The organism is Allochromatium palmeri (assembly GCF_009720725.1).
GTDB lineage: Bacteria > Pseudomonadota > Gammaproteobacteria > Chromatiales > Chromatiaceae > Thermochromatium > Thermochromatium palmeri.
The window spans coordinates 1-10,250 of the sequence record NZ_WNKT01000070.1 but is presented as its reverse complement, the minus strand read 5'-3'; the positions used below and the strand labels follow the sequence as shown (position 1 = coordinate 10,250).

Here is a 10,250-nt window from a genome sequence, read left to right as displayed (position 1 = left end):
CTGATGAAGACCTGGAGACGCTGACGGTGCATCTGGCCGGTCATGCGCGCGAGGTCGAGCTGATCCTGAAGGGCAAGCCGGTGGAGCCTGAGTCGGGTGCTGGGCCGGAGGCGACCCCCGAGATTCAGCCCAAGAAGGTGGCGTAGATCCGCTGAACTCCATCCCTTGATCGCTACAGGTCCAGAGTCCATGACGTCCTTACGCACGCTTCCCGAACGCTTCAGGCATACGGCTAAACGCCTGGCCGACACCCCCGCCATCCTCACCGATGAGCGCACCTGGACCTATGCGGACCTTGATGCCGCCAGCGACGCGATCGCCGCCGCACTGGCTGAGCGTGGCATCGCGCCCGGTAATCGGGTCGGACTCTACTGTCCGAACGGTGCAGACTTCGTCGGCTGTTATCTCGGGATCCTCAAGGCCGGCGCCTGTGTCGTACCGATCAATCTGCTGCTGCCGCCAACGGCGATCGCGTTCGTGCTGAACGACTCCGGGGCCAAGGCACTCTGTTTCCAGGCCGCCTTCGCGCAACAGGCCGCTGCGGCATTGGCTGAGGCACCCACTGTAACCCGGCGTCTGGGGATCGGTCCGGTCGATCCCGAAACGGTCGATGTCCGGCTCGATGCTCTCGCCGCCGCCGACCCACCCGCACCGATCATCGACCCCGAGCAGGATCCGGCTGTGATCCTCTACACGTCAGGCACCACGGGCCGCCCCAAGGGCGCGGTGCTCACGCATGCCAATCTGGCGACCAATGCGACGGCGGTCGCTGAGGTGCTGGAGATCCGCCCCGGTGCCGATGGCGATCGTGTCCTGGTCGTGCTGCCGATGTTCCACGCCTTTGCCGCGACCGTCGGCCTGGTGATGCCTTTGCTCGCCGGCGCGTCACTGGTTCCGGTAGCGCGCTTTGAGGCCGCTCTGATCACGGCGGCCATCGGCACGCATCGGGCGACCATTTTCCTGGGCGTGCCGGGCTTGTACGCGGTGCTGCTGCGACTCGACGACACTCAAGTCGCGCACTGGACGTCGGTGCGTCTGTGCATCTCCGGCGGCGCGGCCATGCCCGAGGCGGTCATGCAGGCGTTCGAAGAGCGTTTCTCGATCCCGATCCTGGAGGGCGACGGTCCCACCGAGTGCGGGCCGGTCACCTGCGTCAACCCACCGGCCGGGCCACGCAAGCCGCGTTCGGTCGGTCCGGCGCTGCCGGGCGTGGAGATGCGAATCGCCGACCCGGACGGTCACTGGCTGCCCGACGGCGAACATGGCGAGGTCTGCGTGCGCAGCCCGAGCGTCATGCGCGGTTACTGGAACCTGCCCGATGAGACACGGGCCAGCTTCCACGGTGACTGGTTCCGCACCGGCGATCTCGGTTGGCGCGACAGCGACGGTTGGTTCTATCTGGTCGACCGGATCAAGGATCTGATCATCACCAACGGCATGAATGTCTATCCCCGGATCATCGAGGAGGTGCTGATCCGCCATCCCGGTGTGGCCGAGGCCGCTGTCGTCGGCGAGCCGCATCCGCTGCATGGCGAGATCCCCGTGGCTTATGTCACGGCCGTGCCGGGTCAGGGCGAGCTCGACACGCGCGCCCTGAAGGACTGGTGCCGTACCCAGCTCGGCCGCCACGAACTGCCACGGCGTATTGAGTGTGTGGAGAGCCTGCCCAAGAATGCCGCCGGCAAGATCCTCAAGCGCGAGTTGCGACGCACCGGCGAGCATGAACGCGGGGTCAGTCTGCCTTAGTGATCGACTCTCGACAGGGGTACTGCCATGAAATCACAGCCGGCACAACGACCGACCAGCGCCTTCATCGGCGCTTCCTGGAGCGCCTTATTCATCGGTGCGCTGGCCTACCTGATCGGCCTGTGGAACGCGCAGATGCCGCTCAATGAAAAGGGCTACTATTTCACGCTGCTGATGTACGGCCTGTTCTCGGCGGTGTCGCTGCAAAAATCGGTGCGGGACCGTCTCGAGGGCATTCCGGTGACGGGACTCTATTTCGGTCTGTGCTGGCTTTCGCTCGGCCTGGCGGTCTTGCTGCTGGCCGTCGGTCTCTGGAACGCCTCCTTCGCGCCCAGTGAAAAAGGCTTCTATGCGATGTCCTTCATCCTCAGCCTGTTTGCGGCCGTGGCGGTGCAGAAAAATGTGCGGGACATGGCTTTATGGAACGAGGAGTCACCGGTTCATGAAGCCAAGGACAACGAGTCCTAACACTCGGCATGACATACCGTTTCAACAAGCAGATGTGGGTGCTCGCGGATTACCAGTTCCGAGATTTCGCGGTTCACGTCTGGGCGAAATTCTGAAGGTGCTCAGGCGCATCGGCAGGAAGGTGGCGAGCAAGTCGGCTCGCTAACACCCTTGGTTCAATCCCGAACGGAGATCAATCCGATGAAGAATGGTGTATTGCTGGCTATCGGTCTGGCGCTGGCGTTGAGTGGCTTTGCTCTGAACCTCAACGCGGCGGAGAAAAAAGGCGGGCTGTTCGTCAACCTGACCACCGATGACACCTGGGCCGCCGCCAAGGCGATCATGTTTGCGCACGAGAAAGTCCTGAAGCGGGGCTATAAGCCGGTGGCCATCTGGCTCAACGTCCGCGGCATCTATCTTGCTAACAAGAAGCGCCCATCGCATGTCCATGGATTGATGAAAGACAAGGACCAATCGATTCAGGATATGCTTCAGGCCTTTGTGAAAGACGGCGGGATACTGATTGCTTGCGCGGCCTGCTCACAAGCGGCGGGGCTGACGCAAGAGGACTTCATCGACGGCGTTCAGATGGGCACGCCCGATCTCGTGATGGGGCTACTGTTCGACCCTAATGTTAAGACCCTCTCCTGGTAGCAGGCCTCCACTGCTGCCTGTATGGCAGGCGACCGTCATACGGGCATCGGCGAATCCGTGTCTGCCCGACGACTTCCCAGCAGCCAATACGATGACTGAGGTCTCGCGACGCGCTCGCCATGCTTGTATGGCCATTTAACCTTCATCTTCCCGACTGTCCGGCGATGGCATTATCGGTGCCAACCCAGGCTTCAATCTGTCGCCTCCCGCCCCGCCAGATCCAGCAACCCATCGGCCAGATGGGCGATGGCCTCAGCGTGAGTCAATCGGGCGCGCCAAGGCGCGGGAATCGCCTCTACGCCATAGTAGGCACCGGCCAACTGGCCATAGATGGCCCCGGTGGTGTCGGCATCCTCGCCCAGGTTGACGGCCTTGAGCGCCCCGTCCGCGAAAGTGTCGCTGGTGTGGAAGGCCCACAGCGCCGCTTCGAGCGCCTGGACCACATAGCCGGTGCCCCGAATGGCCGGGGGATGGCGCTCCTTGAAAGAGCCGGCGGCGATCGTGGCAATGGCAGGGGCCAGGGGTGTGGCACTCCAGTCGACGCCCAGGGGGGCGAAGTGCGGTGTGAGCAACGCCGACTTCTCCACGCCCTGGAGGGCACCGATGAGGAGTCCGGCATAGTAGCGGCAGGCATCGACGGCCTCAGCGGCACCGTGCGTGGTGCGCGACATCTGTCCGGCCTGTTCCACGGCGGCGACCGGATCACGGGCAAAGGCCAACGGTATCGGGGCCAGACGCATCAGCGAGCCGTTGCCGGCGGTGTGGGGATCGGTCGCGCCGGCGAAGGGGTCGCCGGTGTCGCTGAAGCGATTCAGGGCGCTGGCCACGGTGTTGCCGATGTCGAAGCAGCGCCCGGTACTGCTCCAATCGCCCTCGCCCCGCCAGCGCCGGTAGCGGTGCATCTGATCGGCGGCCTCGAAGCCCCGGCATTCGATCAGGCTCTCGGCCAGACACAGGGCCATTGAGGTGTCATCGGTCCATTGGCCGGGCGCGAGCCGGAAGGGTCCGCCGCCGATCATGTCCGTGATCGGTGCGAAGGTGCCGGGACGGGTGAACTCCAGCGTGGTGCCGAGTGCGTCGCCGGCGGCTAGGCCGAGCAGGGCACCTTGATAGCGGGCGCGGAGTGTGGGCGGACCTGGAGGGGCAGTGGGCATGAGGAATTCTCTCAAACATCGTCGGTTTCACACATTTCAGTCGATGGCTTTCTTCGCCTATGCCATCTTGACAAGATTCAGCGTGAAGCCACCTCGAAAAGACCAATGCTCTAAAACGTGCAAGCCTACCGCCTCTCCCAGGCTTTTGAGCTCATCCTTGGCAAGTGCGTCCGGATCACCCGCTTGTTCCGTCAACGAAAGCACTCCGCGTGGTCGTAGGACTTGGCTGATATTCGCGACACAGGATGATGGGTTTTGGACTTCACCCAAAACCGTTACGAGGAACACGACGTCGAAGCTCTCTGGTTTGAATGGAAGCCTATCCGCGCTTCCTTGGGCGAGTCCAAAATTCTGGTATCCCTTGCGTTCAAGTTTGGCTCGGCTCTTGTTCAGCATCTCACGTTGAATATCGAACAGCACGAGCTGACCGGCTGGGATCCGGCGCACGACTTCCGCGCTGAAATATCCTGGCCCTGGACCAATTTCGAGCACCCTCGAAGCGGACGACAAATGCAGGCGATCAACAAGGCGACTCGCCGGCAATATCAAATTGCGTAATGGGCTATCCAGAATAAACGCCAGCTCATGCGGATACACACCGTTCCCAGAGAATCGTTCCCATACATCCTTCCACTTCGAAATGTCCATATTCAATCTCCCCTTGCTCTTGAGCGTTATAGCTTCGCCGTCTTCTCGAACACCTGCAACGCTGGTTGCTCCAGCACCACCACCGCCTCGCAATCCGCCCCGGCCCGCGTCCTCAGCTTCCCGGTGAGCGCGGCCACCCACTGCGGCCACTCCGTTTGCGCCTTCTCCAGCTTCTTCCAGGCTTTCGGCGGGAGCGTGGCTACCACCAGCGCCGAATCGGTCTGAATGCCGATCTTCATGCCGCTCTTGACCGGCATCGGCTTGGGTAGGGCGGAGAACTTCAGGGTCAGGCTTCTTCGGCTTCGGTCACGGCGCCGACCGGCTGGCCCTGGAGGTCTACCTTGGTATTCCAGTTGGCATGTGACCCAAGCCTTGTGCTTCCAGGGCGCGATGATCTGTCGCTGTGAATCATGCAGGATGCCGCGATTGCCCATCCAGGCTCCCCGAGCCTCCACGGCTATCAGATTTCCCCAAGGATCAACACGATTCTGGAGTGGCATGCAGGGCTCCTTTATCCGTTGTGTCTTTCCGTTTGCACTGGAGATTTTTCAGGAGGCACTCTTGAACGCCTTTTCCCGCGTCTAGGCTTCCCTCTTCGATGCAGAGAAGTACATAGGTGCGGTGTTCCTCGTCGGTCAGTTTGCGTGGCCCAATGGATTTCAGAAAAGCATCCGACTTTTGACGTCTTGTCATGAGGCGCCTCTGTTTCGGTCGAAGGTAGGCAGGATCGTACTCCGGGTCGCCGCATCAACACCACGTCCTGTAATATTCCTGAGACGAATAGTCTGGACACTGCCCGCTGCTCAAGGAGACTGGATGGAGCTGACCGCGCCCTCAGAACCCGCGTTGCTCTGCCTCGATATCGAAACTGACCGCCACGACCGGCTGAAGCTGCGCGAGATCGGCTGCCATCGCCAACCGGCGCAAGTTTGCCCGAAGGTCCGCTTCGACTCCCAGATGCAGGGCATGACCGACATTGGCTTCATCCTCACCCAGCGGCCACGCGATCACATGACCATGCGGTGTTACCTCCAGGTCCGCCAGCACGGGCGTGGTGTACTGCCGTTCCAAGACGAATCCCAGAATCGCGGCCATCTCCAGACTCATGTTCGGGAAGCGCGCGGGGTCGAGCTTGCGGCTGAGGGTTTCTTTCATGTCTCAAGCATTCCATCTCGCCGACAATGCTTCGGCTTGGGCCAGTACCGTCTGAACAGCGGCGTCCTGCAAGTCTGGCGGATAGCCGTAGCGGCGCAGGATCCGCGATCTGGGCGATGGCCCAATCACGCTCGGATTTCGACGGGCCGCCACTGGTGCCGGTCTTGATTAGGGCCGCGCGCAGCGTCTGGAAGAAGCCCACGGCCTCGCGGATCTCGCGTGCATAGTCGCTCGCCGACGCCAGCGCGAACGCTTTGGACAGATGGACAGAGCCAGCGTGGCATCCTGAAACCGCCGATGGGCGCGCTTCTGCGCCTCGGGCGTCTTCTCGCGGGCGGCCGCCTCCTGCTGACGGGCCAGAATCCATTCGATGGCCTCGGCCATGATCGCCAGCCGTGCCTGAGCGGTCCCGGTCAGTCCCTGCTGATAGTCGAAGCCGTGGAACATGGCGTCCACCACCTCGAAGGCTTCCTGTAGGGCCGCGACCGCCTCGGCCTCGTCGACCCCGGTCTGACGCTGATCGGCGGCGGAATACTCGGCCAGCGCCCGCTTGAGGTTCTGGGCGATACCGATGTAGTCGACCACCAGCCCGGCGGGCTTGTCGCGAAAGACGCGATTGACGCGCGCGATGGCCTGCATCAAGCCATGTCCGCGCATGGGCTTGTCGACGTAGAGGGTGTGCATGGAGGGCGCATCGAAGCCGGTCAGCCACATATCCCGCACGATCACCAGTTGCAGTGGGTCGCTCGGGTCTTTGGCGCGCTTGGCGAGCAGATCGCGCCGGGCCTTGGCGCCGATGTGCGGCTGCCATTCCTGGGGATCGGCCGCCGAGCCGGTCATGACGATCTTGATACGTCCGGCCGCGTCGTCGTCGGAATGCCAGTCCGGGCGCAAGGCGACGATGGCGTCATAGAGGGCGACACAGATGCGCCGGCTCATGCAGACCACCATCGCCTTGCCCTCCAGGGCGGCGACGCGATCCTCGAAGTGCCGCACCAGATCCTCGGCGACCATCGCCAACCGTTCCTTGGCACCGACCAGGGCTTCGATGGTCGACCACTGGCGCTTGATCCGCTCCTGTTCGCTCTGGGCCTCGTCCTCGGTCAGTTCGGCGATCTCGTCATCGATCGTCGGCTTGGCCGCTTCCGGTAGTTCGATGCGGGCCAGACGGCTTTCGTAGTAGATCGGCACCGTCGCGCCGTCCTCGACCGCGCGGCTGATGTCGTAGACATCGATGTAATCGCCGAACACCTGCCGGGTGTTGACGTCGGCGCTGTCGATGGGCGTGCCGGTGAAGCCGACGAAGGCGGCATTGGGCAGGGCATCGCGCAGATACTTGGCAAAGCCGTAGCTGATCTCGCCGGTCTTGCTGTCCACCTTGGCCTTGAAGCCGTATTGGCTGCGGTGGGCCTCGTCGACGATCACGATCACGTTGCGCCGGTCGGTCAGCACCGGATAGGCCGACTCGCCCGCCGGCGGCGCGAACTTCTGCAAGGTGGTGAAGATCACCCCGCCCGAGGCGCGGTTGAGTTGGGCGCGCAGATCCTCGCGGCTCTCGACCTGAATCGGGGTCTGACGGATCAGATCGGCGCACAGGGCGAAGGTGGCGAACAACTGATCGTCGAGATCGTTGCGGTCGGTGATGACCAGGATGGTCGGGTTGGCCAGTTCGGGACAGCGCACCAGTTGCCCGGCGTAGAAGGCCATCAACAGACTCTTGCCCGAGCCTTGGGTGTGCCAGATGACCCCGACGCGGCGGTCGCCGGGTCGGTAGTCGCGCACGCTGGCCAGACCGTAATCTTCGGGATCCTCGCGCAGCGTCTCCGGCCTGGCTTCACGCATGGCCAAGGCCCGCAGGGTCGAATGCAGGGCGCGGCGCACGGCGTGGAACTGATGGTAGCCGGCGAGGATCTTGAAGAGTCCGTTGCCGCTGTGGCTGAAAACGGTGAAATCGCGCAGGAGTGCCAGAAAACGCGCGCGCTCGAAGGCGCCGGCGACGAGAACGCGCTGTTCGGCTTCGCCCTTGGGGGCAATGGTCCGTCCGTCGGTGGTGCGCCACGGCATGAAGCGCTCCAGATTGGCCGTGAGCGAGCCGATTCGCGCTGTCAGTCCATCGGAGATCACCAGTGCCGCGTTGGTGCGAAACAGCGACGGGATCTGGGCCTTGTAGGTCTGGAGTTGGTTGAAGGCCCCCGCCATCGTCGCTTGCTCGCCGCCGGGGTTTTTGAGCTCGAAGACCGCCACGGGTAAGCCGTTGAGGAAGAGCACCACGTCGGGGCGGCGGTTGATGCCGTTCTCGACCACGGTGAGTTGCGCGACGGCCAGCGAGTCGTTGCCGTCGGGATCGTTGAAGTCGACCAATCGCACGGTATCGCCGCGCAGCGTGCCGTCGGCGGTGTAGAACTCGACCGGCACGCCCTCGACTAGAAGTCGATGCAGGCGGCGGTTTTCCTCAATCAGTGACGGCGAGACGGTCGCGACAAACTGCTTGAGCGCATCTTCCTGCGCCTCAGCGGGGATTGCGGGATTCAGCCGCGCGATGGCGGCGCGCACCCGGTCGAGCAATAGCACATCCGAGAAGGCTTCACGCTCGGATGCGTGGCCCTCGGGACCGATGACGGCATCGCTCGTGCACTGATAGCCCAGATCCGCCAGTTGATCCAGCAACAGCCCTTCAATATCCGCTTCCGAGATAAAGGTCATCCTTCGCTCTCCATTCAAGCGTCACGAACCGGACGCTACGGATGATGGCGTCAGGCGCTGTACTCCAGGGTTGGAGCGCCGGCGATCTCATCGCCATCCTGATCCTCCAGCACTTGCAGCGCGCGCGGGTTGCGAATCTCCCAGCGCCGCCCGATCGGGAACAGATCCCCAAGCAACGAAATCGCCGCTTTGTCCTGGAAGGCTTGAATCACTTGGGCGTAGACGGCTTGCTCGAAGCGCGCCCGCACCCGGCGGGGTTTCTCGTCGATCAGCACCCGGAGCGTGGCGTGTCCGTCGAACTGCTCGACCGGACGGTCGAGGGCGATCACAAACCCGGTGACGCGCGTATCCGTCATGGGTTCCGATTGCCGAAAGATCCGCGCCGCTTCGCGCAGCACTTCGCCGACCTCGGGGGTGAAATGGAAGGTCTGGCGCGCGCGTCCGGCGGGGCGGGTCCGCGCCCAGGTCAGCCCGATGTCGAAGCCTTGGGTCGTTTCGGCCAGACGGGCCAGCGCCTCGCACAGATTGGCGCTCACGCCCTGCGAGACGGCGGCATCGAACGGCTCAAAGGCGTTATCGGCGCGTGCCTGATCGGCGGCCCGCTTGGCGGCGCCGAGCGCCGAAGCCAGCCGTAGCATGACCGTGCGCGGGAAAGGCTCCTCGTCGAAATCGATCGGTCGCTGATGGGTGAGGCGCGGTTGTACCGGCGACAGGATGGTCAGCACATAACTCCCGCGCTCGCTCGGTCCGAACCGAACCGTCTTGAGGTAATCGGTCGCCTCAGTGACTTTGCGCAGATGGTAGGTGCGCCGGGAATCGACGACCGAGCAGGCCGCCGAGAGCATCAGGTTTTCGGCCTCGCGATAGAGCACCACCCCATCCTCGATGGCGATGGCTCCGCTCGCGTCGGCCTTCGGTGCCCGCAACCGCACCACGTCGAGTCCAGAGGTCGTGAGATCCTGATAGACGGCCAGCGCCGAACGCTCCTCCCGATCGGCCAGAATCTGGATTGCCTCGGCCATGCGCGCGGCGTAATCGCCCAGATCATCGCGGGCCGGAACCAGAATCTCCACCGGATCGGTCGCCACCGGATCTGGCACGTAGACCAGCGCCTTGTCACCGATACGGTCGACCAAATGCCAGCCTTGCGCGTCCAGATAGGATTTGAGATCGCTCCAGGGGAGTTGCTGGAGAGCGGGCTTGTCGGTTAGATCGAATTTCATAGCGTGCCCTTTTCGTCGATCCGGTTCATCAGGGTTCGCAGGGCGTGCGGATTGAATTGCTGCTGGCGGGGAATATGGACGGTGACGCTGGTCGAGTTCTCCCGTTCCGGGTCGCCTTGGCCTGAAACTCAAGCCGGGGGCGACGTCCGGCATGGGCGATCAACATTCCATCGACACTATCGATGTCGACGGTCGGTTCGACTACATCGAAACCGGCGCATGAGGCAACCGCGTTGATGTAGGCGAGCGAGAAACGGGCTTTGCGGTCGTTCGAGTGCATCAGAGCACCGCTTCGGCGATCCGCTCGGCCTCGCGCAGCCGAATCTCGCCGGACATCAGCTTGGGGAGCAGCAGATCGCGGGTTTGGGCGAGGGTGCGGGATTCATCAGCATTACGCCTGATCTTCTGACGCAGGGAATCGACGATCGCGTTAAAGGCCAACCCAGCCCTTTTAAGTTGCAATTTTGAGACACTTCAGGTTCCCGCCAGCACCTTGGCCGTTGAGATATGGGGCTTGCCT

Annotated in this window: 10 protein-coding genes and 1 pseudogene; 3 read left to right on the top strand and 8 right to left on the bottom strand. The window is 63.1% G+C overall.

Annotated features, from left to right (window positions below; translation table 11 throughout):
• Positions 1 to 189: 189 nt before the first annotated feature.
• The 3 genes from GJ668_RS18710 (at position 190) to GJ668_RS18700 (ending at position 2,847) form a co-directional block, all read left to right on the top strand.
• Complete coding sequence (locus GJ668_RS18710) at positions 190 to 1,746, top strand: long-chain-fatty-acid--CoA ligase (RefSeq protein ID WP_155451622.1); 1,557 nt, start codon at positions 190 to 192, stop codon at positions 1,744 to 1,746.
• Between the two features lie 27 nt (positions 1,747 to 1,773).
• Positions 1,774 to 2,214, top strand: coding sequence for an inner membrane protein YiaA (yiaA, locus tag GJ668_RS18705; protein ID WP_155451621.1), 441 nt, complete (start codon positions 1,774 to 1,776; stop codon positions 2,212 to 2,214).
• Between the two features lie 180 nt (positions 2,215 to 2,394).
• Complete coding sequence (locus tag GJ668_RS18700; RefSeq protein ID WP_155451620.1) at positions 2,395 to 2,847, top strand: DsrE family protein; 453 nt, start codon at positions 2,395 to 2,397, stop codon at positions 2,845 to 2,847.
• A 191-nt stretch (positions 2,848 to 3,038) separates the two neighbouring features.
• Here GJ668_RS18700 and GJ668_RS18695 read toward each other — a convergent pair whose 3' ends face one another.
• The 8 genes and pseudogenes from GJ668_RS18695 to GJ668_RS18660 all read right to left on the bottom strand — a co-directional run bounded on the left by GJ668_RS18695 (position 3,039) and on the right by GJ668_RS18660 (position 10,171).
• On the bottom strand, positions 3,039 to 4,001 hold the full coding sequence (locus GJ668_RS18695; RefSeq protein WP_155451619.1) for an ADP-ribosylglycohydrolase family protein: 963 nt from the start codon (positions 3,999 to 4,001) through the stop codon (positions 3,039 to 3,041).
• A 57-nt stretch (positions 4,002 to 4,058) separates the two neighbouring features.
• A complete protein-coding gene (locus tag GJ668_RS18690; protein ID WP_155451618.1) occupies positions 4,059 to 4,649 on the bottom strand; it encodes a class I SAM-dependent methyltransferase in 591 nt (196 codons plus the stop codon).
• A 26-nt stretch (positions 4,650 to 4,675) separates the two neighbouring features.
• Positions 4,676 to 5,149, bottom strand: a complete 474-nt coding sequence (locus GJ668_RS20195) for a hypothetical protein (RefSeq protein ID WP_186343211.1) — start codon at positions 5,147 to 5,149, stop codon at positions 4,676 to 4,678.
• Positions 5,150 to 5,483: 334 nt separating this feature from the next.
• Positions 5,484 to 5,804 (bottom strand): hypothetical protein, encoded by a 321-nt coding sequence (locus GJ668_RS20790; protein ID WP_425482510.1) that lies wholly within the window; start codon positions 5,802 to 5,804, stop codon positions 5,484 to 5,486.
• Positions 5,805 to 5,807: 3 nt separating this feature from the next.
• Positions 5,808 to 5,933, bottom strand: coding sequence for a type I restriction enzyme endonuclease domain-containing protein (locus GJ668_RS21315; protein ID WP_425482511.1), 126 nt, complete (start codon positions 5,931 to 5,933; stop codon positions 5,808 to 5,810).
• Positions 5,899 to 8,507, bottom strand: a pseudogene (locus tag GJ668_RS18675) (type I restriction endonuclease subunit R); the annotation flags it as partial. The gene GJ668_RS21315 and the pseudogene GJ668_RS18675, both read right to left, overlap by 35 nt.
• A 50-nt stretch (positions 8,508 to 8,557) precedes the next feature.
• Positions 8,558 to 9,730 carry a hypothetical protein gene (locus GJ668_RS18670; RefSeq protein ID WP_155451616.1) on the bottom strand — a complete coding sequence of 391 codons (1,173 nt, stop codon included), beginning with the start codon at positions 9,728 to 9,730 and terminating at the stop codon, positions 8,558 to 8,560.
• A gap of 279 nt (positions 9,731 to 10,009) precedes the next feature.
• Positions 10,010 to 10,171 carry a restriction endonuclease subunit S domain-containing protein gene (locus tag GJ668_RS18660; RefSeq protein WP_246195002.1) on the bottom strand — a complete coding sequence of 54 codons (162 nt, stop codon included), beginning with the start codon at positions 10,169 to 10,171 and terminating at the stop codon, positions 10,010 to 10,012.
• Between the last annotated feature and the right edge of the window lie 79 nt (positions 10,172 to 10,250).

Excerpts from the sequence above, each read along its gene's own strand:
- GJ668_RS18670 (WP_155451616.1), bottom strand. The coding sequence starts at position 9,730 with ATGAAATTCGATCTAACCGACAAGCCCGCTCTCCAGCAACTCCCCTGG.
- GJ668_RS20790 (WP_425482510.1), bottom strand. The coding sequence starts at position 5,804 with ATGAAAGAAACCCTCAGCCGCAAGCTCGACCCCGCGCGCTTCCCGAAC.
- yiaA (WP_155451621.1), top strand. The coding sequence starts at position 1,774 with ATGAAATCACAGCCGGCACAACGACCGACCAGCGCCTTCATCGGCGCT.
- GJ668_RS18700 (WP_155451620.1), top strand. The coding sequence starts at position 2,395 with ATGAAGAATGGTGTATTGCTGGCTATCGGTCTGGCGCTGGCGTTGAGT.
- GJ668_RS18690 (WP_155451618.1), bottom strand. The coding sequence starts at position 4,649 with ATGGACATTTCGAAGTGGAAGGATGTATGGGAACGATTCTCTGGGAAC.
- GJ668_RS18710 (WP_155451622.1), top strand. The coding sequence starts at position 190 with ATGACGTCCTTACGCACGCTTCCCGAACGCTTCAGGCATACGGCTAAA.
- GJ668_RS20195 (WP_186343211.1), bottom strand. The coding sequence starts at position 5,149 with ATGCCACTCCAGAATCGTGTTGATCCTTGGGGAAATCTGATAGCCGTG.
- GJ668_RS18695 (WP_155451619.1), bottom strand. The coding sequence starts at position 4,001 with ATGCCCACTGCCCCTCCAGGTCCGCCCACACTCCGCGCCCGCTATCAA.